General features: G+C 61.5%; 36 protein-coding genes. 13 read left to right on the plus strand and 23 right to left on the minus strand.

Annotation, left to right across the window (positions count from 1 at the left end):
* Position 1 precedes the first annotated feature (1 nt).
* From JCM7686_RS23985 to JCM7686_RS24420, 20 genes are all read right to left on the minus strand, one after another.
* Complete coding sequence (locus tag JCM7686_RS23985) at positions 2-208, minus strand: hypothetical protein (protein WP_084621067.1); 207 nt, start codon at positions 206-208, stop codon at positions 2-4.
* Positions 201-635: an HK97-gp10 family putative phage morphogenesis protein gene (locus JCM7686_RS11240; RefSeq protein WP_020950956.1), complete on the minus strand. Its 435-nt coding sequence runs from the start codon at positions 633-635 to the stop codon at positions 201-203. The genes JCM7686_RS23985 and JCM7686_RS11240 overlap by 8 nt, the downstream gene beginning before the upstream one ends.
* Positions 636-707: 72 nt before the next feature.
* Positions 708-1,061 (minus strand): DUF3168 domain-containing protein, encoded by a 354-nt coding sequence (locus JCM7686_RS11245; RefSeq protein WP_236635821.1) that lies wholly within the window; start codon positions 1,059-1,061, stop codon positions 708-710.
* Positions 1,062-1,090: 29 nt separating this feature from the next.
* Complete coding sequence (locus JCM7686_RS23990) at positions 1,091-1,432, minus strand: head-tail adaptor protein (protein ID WP_041527848.1); 342 nt, start codon at positions 1,430-1,432, stop codon at positions 1,091-1,093.
* Complete coding sequence (locus JCM7686_RS11255) at positions 1,429-1,968, minus strand: head-tail connector protein (protein ID WP_020952166.1); 540 nt, start codon at positions 1,966-1,968, stop codon at positions 1,429-1,431. The genes JCM7686_RS23990 and JCM7686_RS11255 overlap by 4 nt, the downstream gene beginning before the upstream one ends.
* A 2-nt stretch (positions 1,969-1,970) precedes the next feature.
* Positions 1,971-2,153, minus strand: a complete 183-nt coding sequence (locus tag JCM7686_RS24415) for a hypothetical protein (RefSeq protein ID WP_041527303.1) — start codon at positions 2,151-2,153, stop codon at positions 1,971-1,973.
* Positions 2,154-2,200: 47 nt separating this feature from the next.
* Positions 2,201-3,466, minus strand: coding sequence for a phage major capsid protein (locus JCM7686_RS11265; protein WP_020950959.1), 1,266 nt, complete (start codon positions 3,464-3,466; stop codon positions 2,201-2,203).
* A gap of 92 nt (positions 3,467-3,558) precedes the next feature.
* Positions 3,559-4,164 (minus strand): HK97 family phage prohead protease, encoded by a 606-nt coding sequence (locus JCM7686_RS11270; protein ID WP_041527304.1) that lies wholly within the window; start codon positions 4,162-4,164, stop codon positions 3,559-3,561.
* Positions 4,148-5,371: a phage portal protein gene (locus JCM7686_RS11275; protein WP_201769408.1), complete on the minus strand. Its 1,224-nt coding sequence runs from the start codon at positions 5,369-5,371 to the stop codon at positions 4,148-4,150. Before JCM7686_RS11275 ends, JCM7686_RS11270 begins: the two co-directional genes overlap by 17 nt.
* A gap of 62 nt (positions 5,372-5,433) precedes the next feature.
* Positions 5,434-6,945 (minus strand): terminase large subunit, encoded by a 1,512-nt coding sequence (locus JCM7686_RS11280; RefSeq protein WP_158442358.1) that lies wholly within the window; start codon positions 6,943-6,945, stop codon positions 5,434-5,436.
* A 247-nt stretch (positions 6,946-7,192) separates the two neighbouring features.
* Positions 7,193-7,642: a hypothetical protein gene (locus tag JCM7686_RS11285; RefSeq protein ID WP_020950961.1), complete on the minus strand. Its 450-nt coding sequence runs from the start codon at positions 7,640-7,642 to the stop codon at positions 7,193-7,195.
* A 200-nt stretch (positions 7,643-7,842) separates the two neighbouring features.
* Entirely contained in the window at positions 7,843-8,544 is a 702-nt protein-coding gene (locus JCM7686_RS23995; protein ID WP_236635822.1) for an HNH endonuclease, read from the minus strand.
* Positions 8,545-8,846: 302 nt separating this feature from the next.
* Positions 8,847-9,554 carry a hypothetical protein gene (locus JCM7686_RS11295; protein ID WP_020950962.1) on the minus strand — a complete coding sequence of 236 codons (708 nt, stop codon included), beginning with the start codon at positions 9,552-9,554 and terminating at the stop codon, positions 8,847-8,849.
* Complete coding sequence (locus JCM7686_RS11300; RefSeq protein ID WP_020950963.1) at positions 9,551-10,123, minus strand: hypothetical protein; 573 nt, start codon at positions 10,121-10,123, stop codon at positions 9,551-9,553. Before JCM7686_RS11300 ends, JCM7686_RS11295 begins: the two co-directional genes overlap by 4 nt.
* 250 nt (positions 10,124-10,373) lie before the next feature.
* Positions 10,374-11,003 carry a hypothetical protein gene (locus JCM7686_RS11305; RefSeq protein WP_020950964.1) on the minus strand — a complete coding sequence of 210 codons (630 nt, stop codon included), beginning with the start codon at positions 11,001-11,003 and terminating at the stop codon, positions 10,374-10,376.
* A complete protein-coding gene (locus JCM7686_RS11310; RefSeq protein WP_020950965.1) occupies positions 11,000-11,509 on the minus strand; it encodes a helix-turn-helix domain-containing protein in 510 nt (169 codons plus the stop codon). The genes JCM7686_RS11305 and JCM7686_RS11310 overlap by 4 nt, the downstream gene beginning before the upstream one ends.
* The gene (locus JCM7686_RS11315) at positions 11,506-12,045 is read right to left on the minus strand and encodes a hypothetical protein (protein WP_020952168.1); all 540 of its coding nucleotides are present in this window, start codon (positions 12,043-12,045) and stop codon (positions 11,506-11,508) included. Before JCM7686_RS11315 ends, JCM7686_RS11310 begins: the two co-directional genes overlap by 4 nt.
* Complete coding sequence (locus JCM7686_RS11320; RefSeq protein WP_041527305.1) at positions 12,038-12,259, minus strand: hypothetical protein; 222 nt, start codon at positions 12,257-12,259, stop codon at positions 12,038-12,040. The genes JCM7686_RS11315 and JCM7686_RS11320 overlap by 8 nt, the downstream gene beginning before the upstream one ends.
* Positions 12,260-12,543: 284 nt before the next feature.
* Positions 12,544-12,813 carry a hypothetical protein gene (locus tag JCM7686_RS11325; RefSeq protein ID WP_041527103.1) on the minus strand — a complete coding sequence of 90 codons (270 nt, stop codon included), beginning with the start codon at positions 12,811-12,813 and terminating at the stop codon, positions 12,544-12,546.
* 80 nt (positions 12,814-12,893) lie between these two features.
* The gene (locus JCM7686_RS24420) at positions 12,894-13,109 is read right to left on the minus strand and encodes a hypothetical protein (RefSeq protein WP_236635823.1); all 216 of its coding nucleotides are present in this window, start codon (positions 13,107-13,109) and stop codon (positions 12,894-12,896) included.
* Positions 13,110-13,189: 80 nt separating this feature from the next.
* On the opposite strand from JCM7686_RS24420, the gene JCM7686_RS24425 reads away from it, so the two are divergent.
* From JCM7686_RS24425 to JCM7686_RS11375, 12 genes are all read left to right on the plus strand, one after another.
* Positions 13,190-13,576 carry a helix-turn-helix domain-containing protein gene (locus tag JCM7686_RS24425; protein ID WP_020950967.1) on the plus strand — a complete coding sequence of 129 codons (387 nt, stop codon included), beginning with the start codon at positions 13,190-13,192 and terminating at the stop codon, positions 13,574-13,576.
* A 170-nt stretch (positions 13,577-13,746) separates the two neighbouring features.
* A complete protein-coding gene (locus JCM7686_RS24430; RefSeq protein ID WP_020950968.1) occupies positions 13,747-14,298 on the plus strand; it encodes a hypothetical protein in 552 nt (183 codons plus the stop codon).
* Between the two features lie 327 nt (positions 14,299-14,625).
* The gene (locus JCM7686_RS11330) at positions 14,626-14,943 is read left to right on the plus strand and encodes a hypothetical protein (RefSeq protein WP_020950969.1); all 318 of its coding nucleotides are present in this window, start codon (positions 14,626-14,628) and stop codon (positions 14,941-14,943) included.
* Positions 14,940-15,188 (plus strand): hypothetical protein, encoded by a 249-nt coding sequence (locus tag JCM7686_RS11335; protein ID WP_020950970.1) that lies wholly within the window; start codon positions 14,940-14,942, stop codon positions 15,186-15,188. Before JCM7686_RS11330 ends, JCM7686_RS11335 begins: the two co-directional genes overlap by 4 nt.
* On the plus strand, positions 15,188-15,406 hold the full coding sequence (locus tag JCM7686_RS24435) for a hypothetical protein (protein WP_148292613.1): 219 nt from the start codon (positions 15,188-15,190) through the stop codon (positions 15,404-15,406). Before JCM7686_RS11335 ends, JCM7686_RS24435 begins: the two co-directional genes overlap by 1 nt.
* Positions 15,407-15,569: 163 nt before the next feature.
* The gene (locus tag JCM7686_RS11345; RefSeq protein ID WP_020950971.1) at positions 15,570-15,995 is read left to right on the plus strand and encodes a beta-sandwich lipoprotein; all 426 of its coding nucleotides are present in this window, start codon (positions 15,570-15,572) and stop codon (positions 15,993-15,995) included.
* A gap of 149 nt (positions 15,996-16,144) precedes the next feature.
* Entirely contained in the window at positions 16,145-16,459 is a 315-nt protein-coding gene (locus JCM7686_RS11350; protein ID WP_051201646.1) for a DUF2312 domain-containing protein, read from the plus strand.
* Positions 16,459-17,613: a DNA polymerase III subunit beta gene (locus tag JCM7686_RS11355; RefSeq protein ID WP_020950973.1), complete on the plus strand. Its 1,155-nt coding sequence runs from the start codon at positions 16,459-16,461 to the stop codon at positions 17,611-17,613. Before JCM7686_RS11350 ends, JCM7686_RS11355 begins: the two co-directional genes overlap by 1 nt.
* A gap of 2 nt (positions 17,614-17,615) precedes the next feature.
* Entirely contained in the window at positions 17,616-17,873 is a 258-nt protein-coding gene (locus JCM7686_RS11360) for a hypothetical protein (protein ID WP_041527307.1), read from the plus strand.
* A complete protein-coding gene (locus JCM7686_RS11365) occupies positions 17,870-18,565 on the plus strand; it encodes a hypothetical protein (RefSeq protein WP_020950975.1) in 696 nt (231 codons plus the stop codon). Before JCM7686_RS11360 ends, JCM7686_RS11365 begins: the two co-directional genes overlap by 4 nt.
* Positions 18,565-18,801: a helix-turn-helix transcriptional regulator gene (locus JCM7686_RS11370; protein ID WP_041527308.1), complete on the plus strand. Its 237-nt coding sequence runs from the start codon at positions 18,565-18,567 to the stop codon at positions 18,799-18,801. The genes JCM7686_RS11365 and JCM7686_RS11370 overlap by 1 nt, the downstream gene beginning before the upstream one ends.
* Before the next feature lie 21 nt (positions 18,802-18,822).
* Positions 18,823-20,004 (plus strand): site-specific integrase, encoded by a 1,182-nt coding sequence (locus JCM7686_RS11375; RefSeq protein WP_020950976.1) that lies wholly within the window; start codon positions 18,823-18,825, stop codon positions 20,002-20,004.
* A 62-nt stretch (positions 20,005-20,066) separates the two neighbouring features.
* Here JCM7686_RS11375 and JCM7686_RS11380 read toward each other — a convergent pair whose 3' ends face one another.
* Together JCM7686_RS11380 and JCM7686_RS11385 are read right to left on the minus strand one after the other, a co-directional pair.
* Entirely contained in the window at positions 20,067-21,416 is a 1,350-nt protein-coding gene (locus JCM7686_RS11380; protein WP_020950977.1) for a glycosyl hydrolase family 28-related protein, read from the minus strand.
* 123 nt (positions 21,417-21,539) lie between these two features.
* Positions 21,540-23,120 carry a lysine--tRNA ligase gene (locus JCM7686_RS11385; protein WP_020950978.1) on the minus strand — a complete coding sequence of 527 codons (1,581 nt, stop codon included), beginning with the start codon at positions 23,118-23,120 and terminating at the stop codon, positions 21,540-21,542.
* A gap of 88 nt (positions 23,121-23,208) precedes the next feature.
* Here JCM7686_RS11385 and JCM7686_RS11390 point away from each other — a divergent pair, with 88 nt between their 5' ends.
* Positions 23,209-23,631 (plus strand): tellurite resistance TerB family protein, encoded by a 423-nt coding sequence (locus JCM7686_RS11390; protein ID WP_020950979.1) that lies wholly within the window; start codon positions 23,209-23,211, stop codon positions 23,629-23,631.
* Here the strand turns inward: JCM7686_RS11390 and dacB are convergent.
* Entirely contained in the window at positions 23,602-25,122 is a 1,521-nt protein-coding gene (gene dacB, locus JCM7686_RS11395) for a D-alanyl-D-alanine carboxypeptidase/D-alanyl-D-alanine endopeptidase (RefSeq protein WP_020950980.1), read from the minus strand. The genes JCM7686_RS11390 and dacB overlap by 30 nt on opposite strands.
* Positions 25,123-25,124: the final 2 nt, after the last annotated feature.

Here is a 25,124-nt window from a genome sequence, read left to right on the forward strand (position 1 = left end):
GCTATTCGGCCTTTTTATTTCCTGTGCTCGAGCGGCTTGCCGAACTGCTAGCATTCGGCAGGACCTCGGTCGCACGACCCGCCGCGACCGCCGCATCAATCAGCTCGCGTGGGAAATACTGCGGCTCCGGTGACGGATAGACCGACCACCCTGCGTTGCGGATCCGGCTCGAATAGTGAAACTCACCATGGAAGATCGCCTTAGCCATTGCGCCAAGCCTCCTTGATCGCTGCGCGTACTTCCTTGCGGATTCGCTTGCGAAACTCCGCTTTCCTGGCCTTCCAAACCGGAAAGAAAAATGGCTGCGCCGGAACGCCTGTACTGGTTCCGAACTCATGGAAGCGGGCATAAAAGGCATCGGCATTGCCGGCGTAGATCTTGATACGCAGGGTGGCATATTGATCGCCCTTGTTCTTCCCGCTGCGAATCTCATCGATCATGAACGTACCGGCGGGAACTTCGCCCCAGGTCCAGCCAATGGAATCACGCAGATCGCCTTGATCATGCGGGGCCGCTGCTTTCATGGCCGCAACGATTTCCGCCGCGCCCTCTTCCATGGCTTTTTGTGCAGCCTCTACAGCAACCGCTGGGATGTTCTTGAGCTTTGCAACAATGCGAGGGTTGAGTCTGGCCATTTTCTCTCCTGTAGTTGGCAGCGCTCTGCCTTCCGCTCGCGCGGCGATGGGCACGCGAACCTCAAGCAGCCCCTAGGCTTCAATCTCAACCTCGATCTGCAGAACGCCGTGCACGTAATCAGGATCGGGATCACCCATGACACGAACCATGCTGACCGTGACGGGATGCATGGTGACCGCGTCAATATCGGACCAACCCTGCAGGCATGCTGCAATATCATCTGTGAGGTCCTCCATCGCCCCTTTCGTGGTTCCATGCCCCCAAACGTCGATCTGCAAGGTGAGCACGCGGCCATCGATGCAATCCGCATCGTCCGACGCCCAGTGGCTTGGCCCGAGCGTCACATATGGCGAGGGCGTTACCCGCCCTGCCTGATCAAACACCCGCCCGCCCAAGTCTGGCACCGCAGCGATCATCCGGTCCATGACGATCTGACGAAGTATGCGCCCTGCCCTCAACCCCCTGCCTCCACCAACATCTCCAGAAAGCGCGGACGATTCGTCCGCCGCGGCAATTCCTTGAGATCAAAGATCCGGCCTTCCACCACCGCGCGCCAATCGGCCATGATGCGCAAGGTTTGCGCCGAGAGCCTAACGGACAAGATTGCGGGCGCTCTAGCCGAAACCCGCGCCTGCATCACCGCCTCGCTGCCGCGCAGTGGCTTGACGTGAGCACTGACTGTGAACTGGTCTTCCCAGCCCTGAACCAATTTACCGTCGCGATCCCGACTTTCGACGGGCGACTGGAAAACGACCGTGTCGCGTCGACGCCCCGACCTGAGATGATCCTCGCTCACCACGCCCCCCGCCGATGATTGCTCAAGAGACCGTCGACCACCGTCCAAGCGGGGCGAGCCTCGTTTTCACGATCCCAATCCGCATTGCCGACGAGGAGCAGGATCGCGTGCTTAACGTCATCGGGAGTCGCGTCGCCAAAGGTGCCCGTAATGCTAATACGCGAGCCTTGCTGGATATGCGGCCATACCGCCCCATGATTCAGCACAATCTTCGGATCAAGCCCATCGGCACGAATGGCAAATACACCTTGATCCAAGACCTGAGCCTCACCGGCGGGATCGACGAAGGCAATTTCCGTAATGGACAGCAAAGGGGCGGCCGGAACGCGTGCAAAATCCGCAAAGCTGTCGCATCCCCATGTCATGAGATGCGCGGCAAAGGACCTGTTGCAATAGGCCTCGACATGCGCCCGTGCCGCAGACACAAGAAAGCCGATCTCGGAGGTCAACTCATCCTCGTTGACACCGAGATAGTCTGCGACGATCTCTCGTGCCACGGCCTCCGCCGTCACCTCATCGGAAACCGGATACCACATGATCAGGCTTTCGCGCGCTTTTCTGACGCAGGCTTCTTGGTCGCGGTCTCGACCGCCGGATCCATCGCAACGGCAAAGCCGGCCGCAATCAACCGCAAACCCTCAGCTTTGGGAAAGTCGTGCTCATCTCCCGGCGCAAGATTGTATTCTGGCCCGCTCAGTCCGGTCAGCATTTTGACTCTCATCATGCCCTCCAATGAAAATGGCGGGGCCCGAACCCCGCCAGATTGACTTATGCCGCCGTGATCAGGTGCTTGACCGCAGCGGTGTCGCCGAGCTCGCCATCAAACCGGATCAGACCAGCCATGCCGAGATCGGGCCAGAAGCGCTCGCGCAGAACGCCGATCACCGGCTGCCCGACCTTGCGCACGAAATACTTGCCGAAATCGCCGAAGATCATCGGCTTCGACGCAGCCTCCAGCCCGGCCATCGCCTGGTTGATGCTGTAACGGTAGCCGAGCAAAGTACCGGGGATGCCGTTCTGGATATCGCCACTGCTCCAGATGTAGCGCCCCTCGCCATCCTTCAGCTTGCGGATCGCCGCCAGCGTCAGGTCGTTGAACATGAAACGCACCTTCGGCGACTGGCGATAAGCCGGATTGACCGAATGGATGAGGTCGATGATTTCATCCACCGTGATGGCGGCTGCCGCGGCGGCCGTCTTGCCGAGGGACGAGGCGGTGACGATGCCGTTCGGATCGCCCACCCCGTCGCCGACAGTGAGCTCGCGGTTGGCAATGCGGCCGAGGCGCTCACCGAGCAGCTCGCCCAAAAGGCTCTCGAAATTGAAGATGCTGTCCTGTCCCAGCTCCATGGACCAGCGCACGAATTCGGTATCATAGACATAGGCGTCCAGCGACTTCTGCCCGAAGGTGACATCCTTGCCGCCGTCATCGGTCAGGGCCGCGCCTTCGGTGTGCTTTTCGGCTGTTACCGCCGTATCGTCCACCGTCGGGATCTTCACGGGATTGCCCGAGGCCGTGACCATCGTGGTGGTGATATCCTCGTCATACATCGGCCCCCATGCCGCCATCGATTTGATGATCTGGTTTGCCAGCTCGGTCGGAACGGTAAAACCACCCGCAGTGGTCGTGCCGGTGTTTTGCGCGCGCATTTCCTGGGCGCCCGCCTTCAGAACCGCGCGCTCTTCCGCATTGAGTTCGCCCAGATCGGCACCATGGGTGACGAACTTGTGGAAGACCTCGCGGTATTCCAGCTTGTCGCCACCGTCCTGACCTCGGCCTTCACCACCGGAAATCGGACGCTGGCGCGAGCGCTGTTCGTCTTCAGCATCCGCCGCGCGCTTTTCCGCATCGACCATACGCTGCTCGCGCTGGATCTGGCCTTCGACCTTGTCGAAGTCGGCCATGATCGTGTCGTGGCGCTGATCCAGTTCAGCGGCACGGCTCTCATCGGTGTTCTTGGTGATTTCATCCAGCGCGGCGCGGGCGTCGGTCACAAGCTTATTGCGCTTTTCGATCAGGTCTTTGAGGGCCATCTTGGCTTCCTTCTATGTGAGAACGCACAAAATCCGCCTGAAGCGGGTCAAAGGCAGGTACGCGCTGCCGACTCCGGAAAGACCGGGTGATTTCAGAGGATGCCGCGGAAACGCGCCTCGGCATTGGCGCGCCGCGCCGAAACTCGGCGCTCGGCGGCGGTGAAGTTCTGGGCCCGACGCTCTTTGCGGGCCGCGTCCAGCGAACGCATAGCGATCGAGGTGCCGTCATAGGCGGGCTCGGAGACGATGCTGACCTCGCGCAGCTCGACCTCATGGATCGTGCGCTTGGGCGTCTCGCCGGTTTCATCCCACTCTTCGCGCGTCACGCGGAAGCCGAAGGACATGCCGCGGATGTCGCCGCGTTCGATCAGGGTGCGCACGTCGCGACCGTCCGACGTGTCGGGCAGATCGATCTCGACCGCGAGGCCTTTGGCATCTTCGCTCAGGCGCAGCGTTCCGCTGGTCGAGCGGCCGAGAATGCGGCCACGGTCATGGTCAAAATAGGCCAGAACATCCGCCACCTGAAGCGTCTTGGTGAAGGCTCCGCGCGCCAGAACCTCGTCGAAATACCCGCCAATGCTGGTCACCTCGCCGAAGACGGCAGCGTAGCCGCCGACCGTCATCTTGCCGTCGGCATCCGCGCGGCGCTCGACCGGCAGGATGACGGAGCGCTTTTCGTCGTCAGGTTTTGTCGGCATCGACCTCTCCATCATCGGCTTGGGATTCGCTCGGCGCTTCTGGCGGCGGCACGCCAGCGCCATTGGCGGCACTCCCTAAAACCACGGTTGCGCCCTGCACCAACAATTCGTCAGCCGCCGGATTGCTGTGGCGGGGCCGGTTTTCCAGCTCGCGCGCTTCGTTCGGGGTCAGCTGACCGGTCTGGATGCCGCGGGCAATGCCCTCGATCCGGGTTTTGAAATCGCCGCGCATCAGGCCGGCGAGATTATGCTCGACATAGCGACCGCCAACCTCGTGCCTCGACTTGCGCCCGAACAGCTTCAGATTGGCCTCGCCCTCGAAGGCCTTCACCCATTGGCTCAGCAAGTGTTTGATCAGGCTGAGGTCTTGCTGTTCGACATTTGCGCGGATGCCGTGGCTGAGATCATGCAAGAATACCGGCGGCAATTGCCACACTCGCGAGAACTCCTGGATCTGGAACAGGCGCGCCTCGGTCATCTGGCCTTTGGCCGGATCGAAACCGACCTGCTTCAGCTCATGGCCGGGCGGGATCGGGAACACGGGCTTTTGCGAGGACTTCGCCGCGTCAATGGCGCGCGTCATGTCGGCCATGGCCCGCTTGAGCCCATCAGCGCCCTGCGGCAACGGCCCCGACAGAGCCAAAGGCGGCACCCCGCCACCGGCGAAGAAATTGCTACCGTAATCGCCCATGGCCAACGCGAGCTGGATTGCCTTGCGTGCCTTGTTGATCGGGCCGTCATGGCCGATCATGTCTTCCTTGAGCATGAAAGGCACGTCAATCACATCGGCCGCCGGATACCGCTTGCCGTCGAAGGTATAGACCAGCCGCATGTTGACGCGCTTGACGCTGACCTTGCGCGGATCCATCGGCCAGATCCCGACGACCTCGTCGCCCTTACGCTCAATCCAAGCCAGCCCACGGCCGCCGGTGAATACCTGCTGCCAGAAATACTGGCGCATCTTGAACCCGTCCATTTCCTCGTTCGGAAACTCGCTGATGGTCAGCGCGGTATCGCCGCTCAGGCGCTCGGCACCCTCTGCCGTGCGGCGGAAGGCATGGAGCGGAATCGCCGCCAAGGTGCGCGACAGAAAGGCCACGGCGCAGAAAACGGCTGGCACGGTCAAGGCGTTGCTGATCGTCACATGGGGCAGCGCCACCTTCTCGATCCCGAAGAACGAAAGGATATTGTCGGAACTGAGCGCCACGCTCGGGCTCTCTACCGTGGCGGAACGCGTCTCCGCGCGCCGCACTTCCAAGCCAAGAATGTTCATGGTCCCACCAAACTGAATTCGGGATCGTCCCAAGGGGAGACGACCGTCTCTTCCTCATCGGGATATTCGATTGCCCAGAGCGCGTTGATCAAAGCGACGACGCCATCGATCTTGTCTTCGGGGTTAGCCCTGGTCGGGAAAATGTAATCACCGCCCAGAACCCGCTTTTGCAGGACGTTGCCTGCCATCCATTCCAGCACCGGATCTCCATCCGTTACCAACCGGCCATCATCGACGGCGGAGATGAGCCGGTTGAACGGCTCATGCATGTTCTTGGCCTTAGTTTGGAGCTCGATGCAGGTCAGACCCTTCGCCTCGAATGTCGCCACCATCTGGTGAGCGAACTGCGGGTCGTAGATGACTTGTTGGACATTGAGATTGAGCAGCGGAAAGTCGAACTCATCCGAGGCCACTCCTATCAGCGCTAAAACATAGGCTTGCACCATATTCAGATCCAGCTCGCCCGCTTCCGGCGTGGTCAGGATCCTACCTTCTTCGGCCCAAGCCAGAAGTTGCTCGTTGCCGGGGGCTTCGATCACGGCCCGATTGAGGAAATGGCGCGCGAAAGCATAGAGCTTACGGCCTCGCAAAAACACGACGACGACATCTGCGAAGTCCTGCCGCGTCGCGAGATCGATGCCGACAAAGCAAGGCTCACCGGCGAAATCCGCGATCGAGAGCGCGGGATCGAACGCGGCCCGCCACCTGGTAAGATCCAGCGCCGATGCGCCGACGCTCGTCCAGATGTCGAGGTGCTTGCGCAGGAACTCTCCCATCGCGACGGGAGATGCGCTGGCCTTGGTCCATTGCCGCTGCATGTACTCCAGACTTTTCGCACGGCCTAGGCCCGGATTCGCTTTCGCCCAGGTCAGAGGATCGCCCGGATCGTCGCCCTCGTCGGCCTCGTAAATCAGCCCGAAATACTCCTCGTCCACCTGTGTGCGGTTGAGAATTCGCGTCAGATAGGTCCGCTGCTCGTAACAGACGCCGGCGGTGTTGCTGCCCGCCGTGGTGATTGCGATCAGCAAAGGCTGTTCGCGCGCGCCAAGCGCCGAATCCATCGAATCCCAGACATCGCGGTTTTGATGCTCGTGCAGCTCGTCGACGATCGCGCAATGCGGGTTCTTGCCGTCCTGCGATTTGGTCTGCGCCGCGACAGGCCGAAAGACCGCGGCCTCATCCGTCGTTTTGATCCGGTGTTGTTCAACCGTGAGGCCGAGCGCCTCGACGGCGGGCTTTCCTTCCACCTCGGCACGCAAAATCATGTTGCGCGCCGATTCGAAGACGATGCGGGCCTGATCGCTCGAGCTCGCTGCGGAATAGACCTCTGCCCCCGGCTCGCCGTCCACGATCAGAAAATAGAGCCCCATTGCCGACAGCAGGGTCGATTTACCCTGCTTGCGCGGAACCTCGACATATGCCGTCTTGAAGCGGCGCATCCCCGTTGTGGCATGAACCCAGCCCGCAATATTGGCGATGAGAAAGCACTGCCAATCGTCGAGCCGCACCAACTCGCGCCGCGCTGCCCATCGCCCTTTGATATGCGGCATGGCCTCGATGAAGGCCGCCATGTGCTCGGCCGCGTCCGGATCGAAGACATAGGGAAAGTCCGATGTGCATTGCCGATCGAGATCATCAAGGAAGCGCTGGCATGCCTGTATCACCTTGCGACACGACGGCAGATCCCCGGAAACGACCAGATCGGCATAGGCAACCGCGCGATCCGTGCAGGACCATGCGATCGACGCAGCACCGTCAGCCACCCACCGGCCTCCGGCGCGGACGGAACGGCGTCACCGCCCCAACCGGATCGACAGGCGCCGATGTCGCCTTCTCGGCGCCGGTCAGGAGGCTCATGAAGGAGGCCTGCTCCGAGCCGAGGCCCTCCTTGCGCGACGCCGGCGTGAAGAAAAGCTCGCGCTCAAGTGGCGTGAGCACCTTGTCCAGATAGGCGAGGCGCTGGACCTTCGGCGAACCGAAACCCTTCTCATCCTCTCCGTCATCGGTTTCCAGATCGAAGTTGATATCGTCCCATTTGAGACGGTGCACGGCATATCGCTGGACCTGCAACCATACCGCCTCGTCGAACGTTCCGTCGCGCAGCAGGACCGAAGCGAGAGAGCGGACAATCTCCATATGGCGTTCGGTGAAATAGTCCGGCACCGGCGGAAGCCGAGCAAGGATGTAATCCAGCTTGATTGTCATGACTAACTCTTGTTACCCCCCCCCTCAAAAATTGGCGCGCGAAAGAATTTACCTACTGCCGCCGGTCCTCCTGTGTTTCGGCCAGGTTTCCGCCCCTCCCCCTCCCTTTTGGCCCCAAAACGCCAATTTTGCCTGTTTTTTGGGCATTTTTTGGCGAAATCGGCCAAAATCGAGCCATCCGTGGCTACAATCGTGAAGGATTATCGCTCCCAGCGCCGAACCGCGGCGATGAGTGCAGCCGCAACCTCCGCCCGTTCGGCATCGGCGCGGATCCGTTCGATGCAGGACGCTTCCGGCGCATCGATAACCATCAACTCGGATCGCGGCCCCATCGCCTCGACCCACATCAGACGCTCAGCTTTGGTTGGCGCGGTGACGATCAGCCACGCCTTGCCTGAAACATCATCCGCTAACGAGCGGATCATCATATCGCGATAGGCCATTGCCTTGCGGAAGATGCCGGTACGCTGGTCATACCGTACACCTCCGACCCGAACCTTGATCTCATCGAGATCTATCACCTTGTCGCCAGAACCAGCACGCTCCTGCACCCATGTCGTTTTTCCGGAGGCCGGAGGGCCACAGACAATGGTGAGCGGTATTGCCGAAGGCCGGACACCCCGCGGTATACTGAAGCCCCAGTCTCGCGGAATGATCAGTCGGCCATCCGGCCCGATTGACGGCTGCGCCTCTGCCTTGAGCGCTCCCTGCGCCGCAGAACCCTCGCGCGCCGTCTTTGCTGCATGGCAGGGTCGACACAAGGATTGCAGGTTATCGAGATCATCCGTGCCGCCCTTCGACTTTGGCACGATATGATCGACGCTATGCGCCACAACCGGCCTGCCAGATCGAATGCATAGAACGCAGAGGCGCTTGTCGCGCTCGAGGATCGCGATACGCAAACGGTCCCAAGCGGCACCATAACCACGCTCATGACGATTGCCCGCCTGGCCATGCCAACCACCTGATGGCAGCCCTCTCTTCCCAGGCACATCGGAAACCGATCGATGTCTTTTGCACCGCACCGTCCCCACCTCGACAACGGTCCGACAACCAGGCACCGCGCAGGGCTTGCTGGGCATGACATCACCGAACGATAGGGAAAACGCAGTGCGCCCGGCTCGGGAGGATCCCGCCGGGCGCACTGATAGATGATAGAAAGATTGATAGGGCCGTGCGTCCTAAGCAGTCAAGAGGGTTTGACTTAGGCTGGCGCAAAATGTCCGCGCATGCGCTCGAGGACCGCAGTCAAAGACACGACAAGCATGTTGATATTTCGCGCGGTCCCAGTCCACCCATGCCGCTCCAGCACGTCGCGAAACGACCGTCCATGCAGGCAAATCTCATCAACCAGCACGCGGTCGTGAATGATCCGCGCGCCACCCTCACCCCGCGCCGAGGGCCGAACTCGACGCACCGCCATGGCGACACCGGCCCCGATGCGACGGCGCAAAAGATCGATCACCCTGCCCTCTTCGATGAAGGCATCAATGAACTCGCCACCCGAGCTTGAGCCACCGCGCCCAGTCTCAAGGCTTGAGCAGCGCATCCCGCCCGCATCATGGCGTTCGACCAGATCGCGATAGAGCCGCGCAACCTGAACCTGCCCCGGCGAGAAGGGCGGCGCCGCCTTCCTCCGAGCCGCTCGGCGGGCAAGATCGTCAAAGACATCTGCCGCGCGCACGGCGTTGAAGCCGCGCCAGCCCATCTCTTCGACCTTCCAGCCGGTGCTGTCCTTGGGATCCGGCACCATGCGCAGCGGCGTCACCACCACCTGCGGCCCCCGCGCGGGCGCCACCGGGATCAGCGGACCGCAGCCCTCGACCGGTGTGGCGCGCGACAGAACCGCATCGAGGCGCGCCCGTTCTTCCGCCGCCCTGCCTTGGGCCATCCGCCGATATTCCTTGGTCATGCTGCAGCCCCTTCCCCGATTTCGCGGCAACGCTGCAACGCCGCGTTGCGCCGATCCCACCAATCACAGTCCACCGGGCCGAGCTCGCCTTCTCTGGCCAAGCGGCCTTGCAGATCGCGATAGCGCCGCAAGGCACCGTCCGCGCCATCGCGGATCTTGCCGAGCGTCCAGTTGTTCGGCCAGTTCCTGTTCTTGCGCAGGTGATCCAGAAGCTCAGGGGCCCAACCCTCTGTGATGGCAGACTGACCGACGCCATGCGCGAAGACAGCCTGGATCAGCGGCGACGCCCCTCCATCCGGGGGCTGGATGACCGCAGCCCATTGCAGGATCAGGTTCGCGATCGGGAAGCGGTCACGATCCTTGCCGCTCGGATTGGCAGCAGCCTGCTCTTCGAGCGCCATCAGCGACGCATCCGACATATAGGCCAGCTTCTGGCACATGCCCTCGATCATCTCATCGAACTGCGCGACGGTCAGCGTCGAGGTCTTCGTAAGCCCGCGCCGCTTCAATGGCTCGACCAGAAGCCGCAAAACCCGCTTTTCGCCCTGTGCCTGTTCTTCGCTGTTCATGGCTATCCCCGTTTCTCAGCACGTCTCGACTTATCCACAGGCGCGCCCTTTCGATTGCGCGCTTAAGTTTCCTTTCCTTATCTTTTCATTTCTTCTCTTCTCTTCTCTGTCCGGAAGAATTCGGAGGAAATCAGGCCGGAACTCGGCGCAAACCTTCCCATTTCCTCCTGATTTCTTCCGAATTCCTTCCGCGTTCTTTCCGGTTCCTTCCGAATTTCTTCCGGCGGAAGAAATGGAAAGAATGGGATGTTCAGCCGCTGGCCCGGATTTCAGCCAGTTCCATTTGCTCCATCGCGTCGAGGACGATATTTGGGCGGCGTTGCTTCTTGGGGTGGTTCTCAAGAAGATACTGGTCGAGGCGCAGCACATAGATGTGATCTTCGGCCATGGCTTTCGTGCCGCCCGCCCGCACGATCTGATCAGGCAGCTGGGCGAGACGCTTCCGCTCCCGCTCAGACTCTAGCTTGTCATTATAGCTGACCGTCGCTTTGGCCGCGTCCTGCACCCATTTGTGCATTTCGAGATGGTAAAGGCGAACAGTGCCGTCTTCGCAAAGACACCGCCGCCACTCCCAGAGGGGGCCATACTCCCTTTCGCAGATCCGAATGAACTCATCGACCGGGGTATTAACCAGACCCGCAAGGATGCGGGGATCTTCCGGCAGCGTCCCAACCGGCTGCTGGTTTTGCGCGGCAAAGATCAGCTCAAGCGCCAGACAGCGCGAATCTCGGTCCGCCAACTGACGAAAATCGCAATTGCCCCAATACTGATGATGGAACTGCATGAAGTAGTGGCTCTTGAGCTCGATCCCTGCCGGAATTGGGCACTCCGGCAGAGCATCGACGGCAACCGGATGCAGGTTGCGGCGGGGCACGGTCATGCGGCACCTCTCTTCGCGGCTCGAGCATCGACTGCCATCAGCTGCGCTTGCAGGCGCTCGATGTTGCGATCAGCGATCCAGAGCCTCACCGTGCGTCGCGTAACCCCCAGATCTCGCGCCAAGGCGCAGATCGACGGCCACTCGCGCGCCCCGATCCGCACCGTCCGGCCGCGTCCGCGTCGGCCCGTCTGCGCATTGCCAGCGCCGATACCAAGGGTCTTGAGATGGCCGTGCCGGTTCAGGCAGGTAGAGACCGCTGATTTGACCACACCGGCGGCGGCTGCAACCTCCGCCTGGGTGCGGTAGAACTGCCCTTGCCACTCATACCGGACGGTATCTTTGGTAAGGAGGCCATCGAGGTTGCCATGGGTGCGTAAGCGCCAGAACACCGCGTTCAGCGATACGCCAGCCGCTGCCGCGACAGCCTTGGCCCCGTGATAGACCTGCCCCTGCCAATGATAGCAGCCGCGCCCGCGTCCGGGCTGACCGAGAGCGGAATCGCTCATGCCGCGGCCCTCCCGATAAATTCCGTCGCGCCGTTGGAAGGACGGGCATCGAACAGATACCAGCTGCAATTATCCTTGCCGGTCATCTTGCTGTCTGGGATCCACTTGACCCGCCCGATCGAGACAATCTTGCGCAGGAGCTGCTTGAACTCAGCCGACTGCCGCGTGTACGCCCAATCGCTGTCAAAAAGCAGCCAGGTCGGGCGCATGGCCGCGAAATGCCGGATCATCGGATGCAGGATCGAGCGGGTCCAGGGCGGGTTGGTGATGATGTAATCAACATCCTCGGCCCAGATGGCCAGATCGTCGGAGAGGGCATCACAGCACCGGACATCCTCATGACGCGGCGCGATATCGCCCGCCCATTGGCAAGACATGCCAGCAGCCTCGAGCGTACTGACCAGTGCCATGTCTCCCGCACAGGGTTCGACAAAGCTGTCGCCCCATGTCAAATGCGGCAAAAGCGGCGCAACCGCTGCCGACGGCGTCGCGTACCAATCACGCTCCCGCCGCGGGAAATTCGATCGCTTACCCATGGAGGCGCGCCTTCGGATAGCCCGCCAATACGACGCTGGCCGCCTCGCCGCTTTCGCGCAGATCTGCGTCCCGGATCCGCGCGACCAGCACGCGAGAGAAGGAGACGCCTTTGCCGTAATCGCGGCTGATCTCGGAATAGCTATCACCGCTCACGGCGCGGCGCAGGATCGCGAGGTCGCGCTCATCGGCTGTGCGAGAAGAAGCAATATACATTTTGTCCCTCATGCGCATTCGCGTTTGTTTGAGAAAAGGCGGGGCGATCTGAGCAGAGACCGCCCCGCAGTTGGTCACCGGAGCCGGACAGGCTGGACGGTGACGAAACCGGAGGGCCGCAAAATCTCCGGGTTATTCGCGGCTTGCGCCCTTGATCCGTTGGAAAAATCTTTCCGACTGCGATTTGAACCATTCGGCATCGGCAGCGGAGCGCGCCGCTGCCCGAAGCGCCCGGCGATGCCGGGCCGCGTAATATCTCTGAGCCATGCGCCAAAGCACCCGCATCATTCCGCCTCCGGATCGATGATCTGAAACACCGCTTCGGCACCGACCAAGGCGACGACCTTCAGCACATAGCGAAAATGCGGGGCATTCTCCCGGCGGAGCCAGTTGCGCACCGTGCGCGAGGTGACCGGGCGACGATCCGAGGTCAGGACCTCAGCTGCACGTTCCGCCAGATCGTTCTCGGACTGCGCCTCTGGGAAGGCGCGCCAGAGCAAGCTGGCAAACCATGCCCGCTCGGCTTCCTCGCCGCTGCATTTTCGGAAAGACATTTCAGAAAGTCCTGTGCTGTTGTGTCCCCGTGCAGAACGACGATCATCAGAACGAAGAGAGGATGCGGCAGGGCGAAGGCTCATGCTGCGTCCTCGGGAGGTTGAGCGGCCGAATTATCGGCAATGTAATTCAGCAATCTCTCAGCGACATCCACCGTGCAGCCGCCGCCCGCCATCATCCGGCTGTAAAGCCTGCTATTTCCAACAGCACGGCCAGTCACCGTAGCCGGAGAAACGCCTGCCGTAGCGGCGTGATGCTCAATTGCGGCGATGATTTCAGCTTTAGTCATGGCCACAAAGTGGACAATTGTCCTTCACATGTCAATGGACAATTGTCTTGTGGCTGCAAGCCCTCTCAAAAGACTAGATTGCTGCCATGAGCAGACGGTTTTACGACGCACTTAGAGACGCACTCGAAGCCACGGGCTGGTCGATCCCCACGCTATGCCGTGAGGCCGGTGTCCCAACAACTCAAATCACTAAGTTCATGCAGCGTGGAGCAAAGGGAGAACGCACATCAACCAACGTTGATGACGCCGCTAAAATCGCCAATGCGCTTGGCCTCACTCTCGACGAAATGCTTGGCGACGACACAGCAAGCCTTCGGTCTGAAGCCGTAGACTTGTGGCGACAATTGACCGATGGAGAGCGTCAGATTCTGCTAGCTGCTGCACGAGGTCAGCGCGCGCGAGAGGACACTTCTCCGACACAATCAAACGCAAGCGATCCACCAGAAATTCAAGACGATCTCGATCGCGCATAAGGTACCCCACTCAGAACAATACTAGAACAGTAGGCAACTGCTCACTGAGCTGACAACCGATTGACTGGGCACTTCTGCAACAAACCTGAGGGCGAATCTGTGGATAAGATTACAGCAAAGCGGTCCGCGCGCGTGATGCTAGCGCTGCCTGCGGAAATGGTGGAGCGGATATGACCCTTCCCGACTGGATCACAGAGGCGCGTGTAGCTCTCATCATTTCGATTGCCAGTGCATCATTTACGTTCTGGCAAGGCTGGAGCGCTCACGTTTCTGCTAGGGTGGCAAAGAGCGCGCAAATGCGCAAACTCCCGACATTCGAAAAAACTGAAGTCAAGGAATCTGCGGACCTGGACGATTGGAGAGTGATCACCATTACGGCCCGCAACCATGCAGAGGTCAGTCTGCAAATAAATGCAGTTCGCGTAACAAACCAAAACGGAACCATTGCTCACTATCAAGACGCACACGAACCAATCGAGGATCCCCGCCCCATAAACTTCATCGACAGAGCTCGCAACCGCGCACCCCAAGCACGCCGCCTTCGCAATCCATTGCCCGAACATAAAGGTCTTAACTGGGCGCAAAGGTTAGAACCATCGGGCAGTAAGAGTGGATCAGGGCGGCCTCGCGACGTTGCAAAAATCTGGATCCTTGCGAAGAATGTTGATTCGCATAAAGATTTCGCTTTCGATTGGATATGGCTAGATGGCCACGAACGTTAGCGACAGACCTCAACCGCAACCGAAAAACCGAGCGCAAAAGAAGAAAACGCGATGGAAAGCATCGTGCGAATAAACTGCCTATCCGTCGCATCCATCCCAATCCACCACCTGAACATATATCCCCCCAGCCCGCCCTAACCGGCGGGCTTTTTCATGCGCTGAAGCCCGGCGCGAGCGAGGCGAGCAACGCGGCCCACCCTGACCGCAGGATAGCAGGTGCGAATCGGGCTGCAAATCCAAAACGTGGACAATTGTCCTTTTATTGTGTTGACATGGACAAATGTCCACGGTTAGCTATATCCATCCCCAACCGGATGGAGCCCGCACATGCACATTCCCACTGTCCTGTCCGCAGAAGACGCCGAGCCCGCTCATGCCGCGCTCGCACAGCGCATCCTTGATGGGGTGACGGGCGACGGTTTTCTTCGCGTGACCTATAGCTCTGGCGTCATCGAGAAGATTCACCACATCCCGGCTGCGTTGGGCGGAGATGTCGCTCGCGCGTGCCGCTCGAATGAGGATTTTCTCGTCATTCGGCACGGCAGGCGGCTGGATCGGGTCGTGTATCTCAACCTCGGCCATGTCGCCAGCATCGCCCATGAATACTACCGCGAGGATCAACGCCAAGAAGACGGTGACGCATGACCGTCCTCGCACATCAGGCCGAACCAGTCTCCGGCCCCGCCCGGCGCATTGGAGAGCTCCTCTCTGGCGCGTTTCGCGCGGTGGCGCTGGTCGCCGCAACCATTTCCGCCGTCATCCTTGCCGCCACGATCTGGCATGTCGCAGCCAGCGCGATCAGCTGGGCGGACGTGCAGGCTTTCCTCGCACCGACCTCGCTGGAAACGCAGGGCCGGAGCATCGAGCAGCTGGTCGAGGGGATGCGGTGATGTCCGATCGCTTCACGCTCATCATCCCGCCGGGCTCGCACCGGGCGCTAATGCTGACCGGACCTGAGTTTGCGCGGCTCTTCGACAATCGAGATCCGCGGGGCTGGTCGAAGCCAGTCACGCTTTTCACATCTGATCAGCCAGAGCCACTGAGCCCCGAAGTTCTGGCCATGCTCGGCCATCCTGATCGCACCTGCCCCGCCCAGCCCGCCGACTGAGCTCAGCAGAGCCGCCGGGATGGCAGTCCCGGCGGCGCCAATTCCAGCCGCGCCTCCTCCTCCCTGACGCGGATGGAAGCCCCCGAGGTAGCTAGGACACCCCGGGGGCAACATTCCCAACAGAACCGCGCCCGCGGCTCCGGGCATTCACAAGGACAGATCCATGAAGCGCCTGCTTTTGATACCAGCCCTTTGCCTGCCCCTCATGGCCGGTTCCTGCGACGACGCTGCTGTCGCCACTCATAACTTGAAGAAAGCCGCCGACAACTTCGAGATCAATCGACGCGTCGTGTTCTTCAACGGCATCACCGACAAGTACATCCTGACGGTAGAGGGGTTCTGCTCGATGGATCTGAACTCTGCCGCCACGGCCTTCAACGTGATCTGCAAGACCGGCCCGAGCGAATACAAGCGCCACACGCTGGTTCTGTCTGACAACGTGAGCGCCTTTGTCGAGCAGCTCGATGCCGCCAAGGTCAGCGCCTATCACTACCGCGTCACCTTCAAACCGCAGGCCATTATCCCCGACGTCGATTTCCGTGGCGATCTTGGCGAGCTGACGACCAACAGCAGCGAATTGATGCAGTGAACCGTGCCTGACCCTCCGGTGACCGGTCCCGCGCGGACCGGCATCCCGAGCGTCAGCAACGCAAGGATCGCGACATGGATATTCAGAACAGCTTCGACGGCATGCCGGATCGGCTTCCGCCTCCGACCGGCAACGGTGGCGCCGAGATCATGCGCAGCGCAGACCGCAAGCGCCGCAAGGCCCCGCCTGTGAAGGAGACCGCAGAGGACCGCCAGCAGAGCGACCAAACCTATGGCATCGCCGCCGACGAGCTTCGGCAGTTTGTCGAACAGTTCGAGCAGCTGGATGCGGAGAAGAAAGACCTGACCGAGCAGCAAAAGGAGCTGATGGCCGAGGCCAAAGCCCGCGGCTACGACACCAAGGTCATGCGCAAGGTCATCGCGCTGCGCAAGCGCGACAAGGACGATGTGGCCGAGGAAGAGGCCATTCTCGAAATGTACAAAGCAGCATTGGGAATGATGTGATGAACGCTTTTTCCGAAGTCATCGCCGAGGCCGCGCCGGCCGCATCCGCAACCACCATCCGCTGCACGGTTGCAGATCTGCGCCGCGCCGTTTCCCTGGCTGCGAGCGCGACCGAACGCTGGAATCACATCCCTGCCCTCGCGTGTCTCGCCTTTCACCCTGCGGCAGGCAAGCTCACGATCTGCGGCACCGACCTCGACCGGCTGCTCTCCATCGACTGTCCCGCCGAATGCCTCGCGGAATTCGGCAGCTTTACCCTCGACGCTCGCCAGGTCTCCGCTCTGTTGCGCGGCGCGGAAGCCAAGGAAATCGTCACCATCCAGCGCGAACCGGCAGACGCGGCCGGCGACGTTCTGTCCATCCAGCTCGGGCCGCTTACCATCAAGCGCCGCCAACTCATCCCGATCGAGGACTGGCCGGTCATGGCCGAGATGGACGGTGAACACGAGGCGATCACGCTCCCGGAGGGTGCATTGCGCAAGGTGCTCGATACCTGCCGTCATTGCATCTCCAGCGAGGAGACCCGCTATTACCTGAACGGGGTCTACATCCATGCGGTTGAGGGCCTGCTTGCGGGGGTCGCGACAGACGGGCATCGCCTCGCGCTTTGCTCTTCCGGCCATCAATGGCCGCTCGCGGCGCAAATCCTGCCGACGCGCGCGGTTGCAACCCTTGGAGCGCTGCTCACTGTCGGTGGCAGCAATCCGATCTCAGTCACCGGCTGGACCAAGCCGCGCATGAAGTTCGCGGGTGAAGGCTGGTCCCTGACAGTCAAGACGATCGACGGCACCTTTCCAGACTACGATCGGGTCATACCGAAGCCCAACGGCGACAACTACAAGGGCCGTGCGGTTCTCGCACCGGCATTGTTTCGACGGATTCCGCCCGGCATCACCAGCGAGCGCCACGCCGCCGCAAGGCTCGATCTCGCCGAGCGCAAACTGTCGATCAGCGCACCGAGTGACGGCTTGGACGCTTCCCTTCCGATCGAAGCGGAGGGAGATATCGCGATTGGCTTCAACATGCGCTACTTGCGCGAATTCGCCCAGAACCACGGCACCATCCGTCTGCAGATCAACGGCAGCGGTGATGCCGCACTGATCCATTCCGAGGATCCCGAGTTTCTTGGCGTCATCATGCCAATGCGGGTGTGATCATGACCGCCCACAAAGCCATCACCCATCGCGGTATCGAGATCGTGCTGCCCGAGGTCCCCGGCGCGCCGGTGACCTGGACGCATGATGAGAGCAACACGCATGGATTTGCCCGGAAAGTGGAGCACGCGATCTGTCAGATTAGCCACTTTCTGGGGCCAGACCCGGAGTGCAGGGTTTGCCTCGGCACCGGAGCAGATGACTACACCGCGCTGGTCTATGTGCCGTGCCGTGTTTGCTATCCGGAGGCCAGGGAATGACGGGCACTCTCCGAATCCTGATCGGCTGCGAGACGTCTGGCATCGCTCGACGCGCCTTTGCGGCGCTTGGTCATGACGTCTGGTCCTGCGACATCGAGGCGGCAGAGGACGGCAGCAACAGGCATGTCCGCTGCGACATTCGCAACGGCATCCTGACCGAAGGATGGGATCTGCTTGCGGTCATGCACCCGCCTTGCACACGGCTGTGCCGTTCTGGGCGGCGCTGGATGAGCGGCCCCGGCAAATGGTCCCCGCCCAAGCGCCTCCCGAAAGGGCGCAGCTGGAGCGACATGCGCCTCGAGTTCGAGGAAGGCGTTAGGATTTTCACCGCCTGCTGGACCGCGCCAATCAATCGGGTCGCGATCGAGAACCCGGAAATGAACGATCTCGCGCGCGACCGGATGCCTGCCGATCTGCCCGCGCCGCACATCGTACAGCCGCATTGGTTCGGACACCCAGAATATAAGGGCACAGGCTGGTATTTTCGTGGACTGCCAGAACTAGTCGCGACTGCGCCCCTGCCCGAGCCGGTGCGCGGATCGGATGAATGGAGGGCATGGAATCGGGTGCATCGGATGCCGCCGGGGCCGGAGCGCGCCCGCCTGCGCAGCCGATCCTATCCGGGGATGATGGAAGCCGCGGCGCACCAGTGGTGCCTCGGGGCCGTGGAAGAGATCAGGAGGACTGGGTGATGGGAGTCTACCTTCGCTATTCAGCTGTAGCCTCTCGGCTTGGGATCAGCACGACCATGTTTTACTCCCGCCGCTCGGCAATGGAAGCAGAGGGGTTTCCGAAGCCTGACCCCATTTTTCGTCGCTACCACGGCGATGACGTTGAGGCATGGATCAAGGCTCGCAGAAAGGTGGCTGACTCTGATAATTTAGCTGCCAGCGTCGAAGATGCTGAAATCAACTTCTCGGCGCTGTAACCGCAATCATTGGAGGGTGAAATGCTTTTCAAAGACGCATTGAGGGACGGGAGCGATCCACACTATGCGCCATGCACCGGCGTGTCTCGTGGCATCCTGTATTGGAAATGTCCGAAGAAATACCGCGACCAGGGCTACCAGCCCACGAGCATCAAGCTTGGTCGCGTTGGCGAATCCGACGGGCTCAACATGGCTCGAGAGGCCCGCCGACTCACCGTCGCTATGCTTGAAAGCCTAGAGCGGCCAACCCACGCCACCGGCACATGGAGTTGGCTCATTCATCGTTATGAGACTGACGAGTTCTCCCCGTTCCATCGGCTTAAGGCAAACTCTCGGAAATCCTACCAGGAGCAGCTCGATCGATGGAAGCCGGTGATCGGTAAAGTCCGGATTGGCGCTCTGACCTATGAAAAGATCTCGGCAATCGAAACCGGGATGCGTGGGAAAGGTAGATCAACCAGCTACATCCATCGGATGATGTCGATGCTTCGGATACTTGCTGGCTATGGGAAAGCCCTGCGCGTTGGCGAGGCGAGAGACGTCGCCGATACGCTGTCAGAAATGCGCTTCAGCTCGCCACCGCGCCGAACGGCGAAAGTAACCAGAGACCAGATCGAAGCGATCATCGCGGCCGCTGATAGCCGAGGTTTGTACTCCTTCTCGCTCGGCATCTTGATCCAGTGGACGTACATGCTCCGAGCAGTCGATGTCCGAGGTCAATGGCTACCTGATGACGGAAGCGAAGGAGGCATCATCCGCGACGGCAAACGCTGGCAGGACGGCCTGACATGGGACATGTTTGCCCCCGATCTTTCTCACTTCGAGAAGGTGATCAGCAAAACCCGCAAGTCCATGCCAGAGCCATTCCGGTTTGACATCACACCGGAAGTTGCCGCGCGCCTCAGCCGCATCGATCCGACCAAGCGCATTGGTCCAGTTGTCGTCTCAAACCTCGGCCTGCCCTACATGGAAGAGACATGGCGCACGACCTTTGCTCGGATTCGGGATCGGCTTGATCTGCCGAAAAACCTCTGGGCGATGGACATTCGATCAGGCGCGATCTCTGAGGCCCGTGACCTTGGTGCGGATCCGTTCAGTATCCGCGATGCAGCCCAACACGCCAACCTCAAGACGACCGATCGCTATATGAGAGGCAAATCCGAGAGCGCAGCCAAGATAGTAAAACTGCGGACCCGGCAATAAAATCACGTTTCAACGCCGTCTATCAACATACTGACTATAAAAGATAATTCTTTCGCGTCGCCTTAATGGAACATCTGGCCGTCCGGCGGCAGCATGATCGCGCTCGCGATCCCATCGAGCTGGAATTCGATATCGCTGATATTCAGCCGGTCGATGCGCTGAAGCCCCGAGAAATCAAGCGCATAGGCATAGCGGTGAAAGGCAAAGTTCCGGGTCGCCGCGCCGCCGAACATGCCTTGCGACAGTGTCAAGGTGCCCGCGCCGACGTTTTTGGCGCGGACATAGACCTCGCGGCCGACGCCCGCTCCGACCACGCGCGCGCCGACCTCGATATTGGCGACATTGGCGACATTCGACAGGATATTGCTGCGCACCGGATCATAGGTCCCGGTCGAGGTCACCACCCGCGTGTCCCAGGCCGAACTCGCGACCACGCCGATCTGGCCATTGGTGATCAGGCGACGGTTCGAGAAACTGCCGAGACCCGGCGCGATCTCGGCAACATTGATCGGCTCGACCAGATCGACGCGGCGCCCGCAAAGGTCCAGCGTGGTGTGGTCGGTATAGCCGAAAAGCGCCTGAAGCGCGCGCTTGAACCCCTCGGTCTCATCGCCGAAGGCGCTGGCATAGGTTGGGAAATCGAAACGCCCCTGCAAGGCCAGCCGGGCCGTGCGCGGCATCGAGAGCCTGCCCTTGAAGCGCACCGGCGCGTTGAGCGACAGCGACGAGGCGATGCGATAGACCCCTTCCGGGACGACGATCTCGCCGCCCGCCGCCGCCTGATCGGCCGCGACGAAGGCCGCGCGGTCATCGGTCACCCCGTCACCAACCGCGCCGAAATCGCGCACATCGACCCAATCGAGCATCTGCGGCAGGAAAGCCGAGGTGACATCCTCGATCAGGAAATTCTCGATCCGGACCGAGCCATTGTTGTCACCGATCAGGTCCAGCCCGAAATGGCCGAAAACCGCGCTCCGCCCCCACACCAGATCGACGCCGTCGCGCTTGCCGCTGCCGACAATCGCCGAGACCTCGATCACATCGCCATAGCCCACCGGCGTCTCGACCGGGCCGGTCAGCGGCAGCCCGCCAAGCGCCGCGCCATTCGAGCCAAGCGCCGTGCCCGCAATCCGCACCTTGGGCAGATTGCCCGCGATCACCTTGATCCGGGTCGAGATGCGCAGATAGGTGCCGGGCTGCAATGGTGTGCGCCGCATATAGCGCAGCGAGGTTGGCTCAGCTTGCTTGAGGATTTCGAGGCAGGTGCCGAAATCTTCATCCGCCGGAACCACAGCCGCATTGGCCTGTCCCGCCCAGCTCGGTGTGCCGGGCAGGCCGGTGGTGCGTGACCACAGCCCCAAACCCTTGTTGAAAGCCTGCGGTATCAGTGCCGAATTGCCCGAAATGGCCATGCCGTTCTCCCCTTGCTTGGCCACCCCGCGGGGGCCGATGCGATGGGGGAAAACTGGCAAGGCCAAATTAACCGGCTGTTAACTATGCGCGCGCCGCAACAGCCGCGCGCGCAACGTAAAGGCTCAGGCGGCGAGCTCGCCCGCGAGCGCCCGCTCGATCAGCGCGCGGGTTTCCGCGACGCCGTAAAGCGCAATGAAACCGCCGAAACGCGGCCCCTGATCGGCGCCCAGCAGCACCTGATAAAGCGCCTGGAACCAGTCTTTCATCGGCTCGAACTGATGCTCGCGCCCAATGGCAAAGACCATGGTTTGCAGCTCTTCGGCGTCGTTTCCGCCTTCCCAAGCCGCCAGACGACCGGCGAGATCCTCCATCGCGCGCCGCTCTTGCTCGGTCGGCAGACGGAAGCTGCGGGTCGGCGCCACGAAATCGGTGAAATAGCGCACCGCGAATTCGGCAGCCGCGTCGAGGCTCGGGTTCTTTTCCGGGCTCGCCTCGGGCGCATAGCGGTTGATAAAGCCCCAAAGCCCGGTCTTGTCCTTGGCGCCAGCGACCGAAGCGAGGTTCAGCAGCATCTGGAACGGCACCACCAGATCGGATTCCGGCACATTGCCGCCATGGATATGCCAGACCGGATTCGCCAGCTGTTGCTCGGGCGTCTGGGTCGGATAGGCGCGCAGCTGCTGGTGATATTCGTCCACCGCTTTCGGGATCACATCGAAATGCATCCGCTTGGCGGTTTTGGGCTTTTGATACATGAAATAGCTGAGGCTTTCGGTCGCCGCATAGGTCAGCCATTCGTCGATCGAGAGCCCGTTGCCCTTGGATTTCGAGATCTTCTGACCGTCTTGATCCAGGAACAGCTCATAGGTGAAATGGTCGGGCTTCTTGCCGCCCAGGATCTCGCAGATCGCGTCATAGATCGGCGTATTGGTCGAGTGATCCTTGCCATACATCTCGAAATCGACGTCGAGCGCGGCCCAACGCGCGCCGAAATCGGGCTTCCACTGCAGCTTCACATTGCCGCCGGTGACCGAGAGCGTGGTCTCGGTGCCGTCCTCGTCGTCAAAGGTGATCGTGCCATTTTTGGCATCGACCTGTTTGATCGGCACATAGAGCACGCGGCCCGAAATCGGGCTGATCGGCAGGAAGCAGGAATAGCTCTGCTGGCGCTCTTCGCGCAAGGACGCGAGCATGACTTCCATGATCGCGTCATATTTCTCGGCGGCCTTCAGCAGGGTCGCGTCGAAACGGCCCGATTTGTAGAAATCGGTGGCCGAGATGAATTCATATTCAAAGCCGAACGTGTCCAGAAAGCGGCGCAGCATGGCGTTGTTGTGGTCGCCAAAGCTCGGATATTCCTCGAACGGATCGGGGACCGAGGTCAGCGGCTTCTGGATATTGGCTTTGAGCAGCTCTTGATTCGGCACGTTCTCGGGAACTTTGCGCATCCCGTCGAGATCGTCCGAGAACACGAAGAGCCGCGTCGGAATGTCCGAGATCAGTTCAAAGGCGCGGCGCACCATCGTCGTGCGCGCAACTTCGCCGAAGGTGCCGATATGGGGCAGACCCGAGGGACCATAGCCGGTCTCGAAGAGGACATAGCCCTTTTCGGGGTCCTTCTTCTCATAGCGTTTCAGCACGCGGCGGGCCTCTTCAAACGGCCAGGCCTTGGAATTCATCGCGGCATCACGCAGAGCGGTCATGTTGAGTCTCCATCACTAACCTGTCTCCCGTATTGAAACCCGCCGTTATCGTCAATAATTGCAGTGAAACCCAATAAGGAAACATGACATGACGTTGGATCTGCCCTCTTTCTCGGCCTGCGACGCGCTCGTGGCAGTGATGGTGGCAGTCTCGGCCTCCGATGAGAACATCCGCACGGCCGAGCTGATTGCAATCGAACGCATGGTCAATCATACGCCGGTCTTCGCCCGCTATGACATCGACCGGATGCGCGCGATCTCACAGACCGTCCTCACGCTCTTCGAGGAAGAAGACGGGCTGGATGCGCTGTTCGGCCTGATCCGCGACGCTTTGCCGGAACATCTGTTCGACACCGCCTATGTGTTGGCCTGCGATGTCGCGGCCTCGGACGGGCGCTCGGGCGAGGTCGAGGCGCAGATGCTGGCCGAGATCCGGCTGCAACTGAGCATCGACCGCCTTCATGCCGCGGCGATCGAAATGTCAGCCCGCGCCCGCCACCGCCTGCTCTGAGATCGGCGCAGAGCCCGGCGCGGTGCGTCCCGCACCCGCCAGCCAATGCTCGATCAGCCCCTGTTGCAGCGCCTTCGAGCGCCGCGTCCAGTTGAGCACGCCCTCGGGCCGCTCGCGGCCTTCCGTGGCCGCCCGGCGGCTTTCGTCGCCGGTCAGGATGGCGAAACAGATCTGCGGCCCGGCGCCCTGCTGGGCATAGCCCGCAAGGTTCGAGACGAAGTTCAGCGTGCCGGTCTTGGCATCGACGCGCACCGGGCTCGCCTTGACCGGTTTGCCCTCGGCATCGCGCAAGGCGATATGCTTCATCAAGACCTGCAAGCCCTGCGCCCGGCCCGGCCCGGCGGCCATTTCCGCCATCATCCGCGCAGTGACGCGGTTGTCGGGCGCCAGCCCCGAATGGTCGCGGAACGAAAAGGGCCCGGAAATCCCCTGCCCGCGCAGCCAGCTTTCCATCTCGGCGGCAGAGGTGCGCAGGCTGGGCTGGCGGCTCGCGCTTAGCCCGACGATCTCGGCGGTCAGATTGTTCGAATATTCCATCATCCGCACCAGAAGCTCCTGCAGCGGCGCCGAGCTGCGGCTGGCGATTTCCTCGCCCGGCGGCAGATCGGTGATGATCTCGGCGGCAGGCAGGTTCAGCCCCTCGGCGCGGCAGAGCGTCTGGAAGACATCGGCGGCATAAAGCTCGGGGTTGCGCACCGGCAACCAGCGGCTGCCATCCTTGCCCATCGCCGATTTGGCCACGGTCCAGTTTTCGCGGCCCTCGGCGGCGCTATAGGTGAAAATCGGCTGGGCGCGGTCGGCCACCGTCGCCGAAATCGTGTAAGAGGGTGGCGAGAGCCGCGAGCCCCGCGCCTCCATCGCCAAAGTATAGCCCTTGTCGCTGCGCTTCCAGCCCAGATGGACCCGGTTGAAGTTCAGGATGATCCCCGAAATCGTCGGATTATAGGCCAGATGCACGGCCTGACCGGGCGAGATCTCGGAGACATGGGGCAGCGCGCCGCCCCAGACCGCAAAGCGGCGCGGCGCCGGTCGTCCCGCGGCTTTCTCGGCCGCAGCCGCCGCTTTGGCCAGCGTGCCCAAGCCATCGGTGTCGAGTTCTGGATCGCCGCCACCGGCAAGGATCAGCAGATCGCCCGCGCGGATGACGCGGGTGCGGTAGCGGTGATCCGGCCCCAGCCGGGCCAGCGCATAAAGCGCGGTCACCGCCTTCAGCGTGCTCGCGGGCGCAAGCGGCAGATCGGGCTCGCGCGCGTCGATCAACCGCCCGGTCGCCGGGTCAAGTGCCGCATAGGCCACGACCGCGCCCAGCTTGGCCTTCGCGATCAGCGCCTCGGGGTCCAGCGGGGTCGCCGCACGCGCAGGCGCCGCAGCGGCGGTCCCGCCGTCTGTGGCGGGGCGCGCCTTGGGGCGGGGATTGGCCAGCGCAAGCGCCGGAAGCGAGCCCGCAGCCAGCAGTCCCAGCAGCAGCGAACGACGCGAGAGATCGGACATGT

Source organism: Paracoccus aminophilus JCM 7686 (assembly GCF_000444995.1).
GTDB classification, from domain to species: Bacteria; Pseudomonadota; Alphaproteobacteria; order Rhodobacterales; family Rhodobacteraceae; genus Paracoccus; species Paracoccus aminophilus.

What these genes read in the sequence shown, in the direction of transcription:
- JCM7686_RS11310 (WP_020950965.1), bottom strand. Translation starts at nt 11,509, where the DNA reads ATGAGCGATTCCGCTCTCGGTCAGCCCGGACGCGGGCGCGGCTGCTAT.
- JCM7686_RS11255 (WP_020952166.1), bottom strand. Translation starts at nt 1,968, where the DNA reads ATGTGGTATCCGGTTTCCGATGAGGTGACGGCGGAGGCCGTGGCACGA.
- JCM7686_RS11370 (WP_041527308.1), top strand. Translation starts at nt 18,565, where the DNA reads ATGGGAGTCTACCTTCGCTATTCAGCTGTAGCCTCTCGGCTTGGGATC.
- JCM7686_RS11305 (WP_020950964.1), bottom strand. Translation starts at nt 11,003, where the DNA reads ATGACCGTGCCCCGCCGCAACCTGCATCCGGTTGCCGTCGATGCTCTG.
- JCM7686_RS11360 (WP_041527307.1), top strand. Translation starts at nt 17,616, where the DNA reads ATGACCGCCCACAAAGCCATCACCCATCGCGGTATCGAGATCGTGCTG.
- JCM7686_RS11330 (WP_020950969.1), top strand. Translation starts at nt 14,626, where the DNA reads ATGCACATTCCCACTGTCCTGTCCGCAGAAGACGCCGAGCCCGCTCAT.
- JCM7686_RS11390 (WP_020950979.1), top strand. Translation starts at nt 23,209, where the DNA reads ATGACGTTGGATCTGCCCTCTTTCTCGGCCTGCGACGCGCTCGTGGCA.
- JCM7686_RS11335 (WP_020950970.1), top strand. Translation starts at nt 14,940, where the DNA reads ATGACCGTCCTCGCACATCAGGCCGAACCAGTCTCCGGCCCCGCCCGG.
- JCM7686_RS11270 (WP_041527304.1), bottom strand. Translation starts at nt 4,164, where the DNA reads ATGCCGACAAAACCTGACGACGAAAAGCGCTCCGTCATCCTGCCGGTC.
- JCM7686_RS11345 (WP_020950971.1), top strand. Translation starts at nt 15,570, where the DNA reads ATGAAGCGCCTGCTTTTGATACCAGCCCTTTGCCTGCCCCTCATGGCC.
- JCM7686_RS24415 (WP_041527303.1), bottom strand. Translation starts at nt 2,153, where the DNA reads ATGAGAGTCAAAATGCTGACCGGACTGAGCGGGCCAGAATACAATCTT.
- JCM7686_RS11300 (WP_020950963.1), bottom strand. Translation starts at nt 10,123, where the DNA reads ATGAACAGCGAAGAACAGGCACAGGGCGAAAAGCGGGTTTTGCGGCTT.
- dacB (WP_020950980.1), bottom strand. Translation starts at nt 25,122, where the DNA reads ATGTCCGATCTCTCGCGTCGTTCGCTGCTGCTGGGACTGCTGGCTGCG.
- JCM7686_RS11245 (WP_236635821.1), bottom strand. Translation starts at nt 1,061, where the DNA reads ATGGACCGGATGATCGCTGCGGTGCCAGACTTGGGCGGGCGGGTGTTT.
- JCM7686_RS23985 (WP_084621067.1), bottom strand. Translation starts at nt 208, where the DNA reads ATGGCTAAGGCGATCTTCCATGGTGAGTTTCACTATTCGAGCCGGATC.
- JCM7686_RS24430 (WP_020950968.1), top strand. Translation starts at nt 13,747, where the DNA reads ATGACCCTTCCCGACTGGATCACAGAGGCGCGTGTAGCTCTCATCATT.
- JCM7686_RS11295 (WP_020950962.1), bottom strand. Translation starts at nt 9,554, where the DNA reads ATGACCAAGGAATATCGGCGGATGGCCCAAGGCAGGGCGGCGGAAGAA.
- JCM7686_RS11285 (WP_020950961.1), bottom strand. Translation starts at nt 7,642, where the DNA reads ATGACAATCAAGCTGGATTACATCCTTGCTCGGCTTCCGCCGGTGCCG.
- JCM7686_RS11320 (WP_041527305.1), bottom strand. Translation starts at nt 12,259, where the DNA reads ATGTATATTGCTTCTTCTCGCACAGCCGATGAGCGCGACCTCGCGATC.
- JCM7686_RS11265 (WP_020950959.1), bottom strand. Translation starts at nt 3,466, where the DNA reads ATGGCCCTCAAAGACCTGATCGAAAAGCGCAATAAGCTTGTGACCGAC.
- JCM7686_RS11350 (WP_051201646.1), top strand. Translation starts at nt 16,145, where the DNA reads ATGCGCAGCGCAGACCGCAAGCGCCGCAAGGCCCCGCCTGTGAAGGAG.
- JCM7686_RS11375 (WP_020950976.1), top strand. Translation starts at nt 18,823, where the DNA reads ATGCTTTTCAAAGACGCATTGAGGGACGGGAGCGATCCACACTATGCG.
- JCM7686_RS11385 (WP_020950978.1), bottom strand. Translation starts at nt 23,120, where the DNA reads ATGACCGCTCTGCGTGATGCCGCGATGAATTCCAAGGCCTGGCCGTTT.
- JCM7686_RS24425 (WP_020950967.1), top strand. Translation starts at nt 13,190, where the DNA reads ATGAGCAGACGGTTTTACGACGCACTTAGAGACGCACTCGAAGCCACG.
- JCM7686_RS11355 (WP_020950973.1), top strand. Translation starts at nt 16,459, where the DNA reads ATGAACGCTTTTTCCGAAGTCATCGCCGAGGCCGCGCCGGCCGCATCC.
- JCM7686_RS11315 (WP_020952168.1), bottom strand. Translation starts at nt 12,045, where the DNA reads ATGGGTAAGCGATCGAATTTCCCGCGGCGGGAGCGTGATTGGTACGCG.
- JCM7686_RS24435 (WP_148292613.1), top strand. Translation starts at nt 15,188, where the DNA reads ATGTCCGATCGCTTCACGCTCATCATCCCGCCGGGCTCGCACCGGGCG.
- JCM7686_RS11240 (WP_020950956.1), bottom strand. Translation starts at nt 635, where the DNA reads ATGGCCAGACTCAACCCTCGCATTGTTGCAAAGCTCAAGAACATCCCA.
- JCM7686_RS11325 (WP_041527103.1), bottom strand. Translation starts at nt 12,813, where the DNA reads ATGTCTTTCCGAAAATGCAGCGGCGAGGAAGCCGAGCGGGCATGGTTT.
- JCM7686_RS11380 (WP_020950977.1), bottom strand. Translation starts at nt 21,416, where the DNA reads ATGGCCATTTCGGGCAATTCGGCACTGATACCGCAGGCTTTCAACAAG.
- JCM7686_RS11365 (WP_020950975.1), top strand. Translation starts at nt 17,870, where the DNA reads ATGACGGGCACTCTCCGAATCCTGATCGGCTGCGAGACGTCTGGCATC.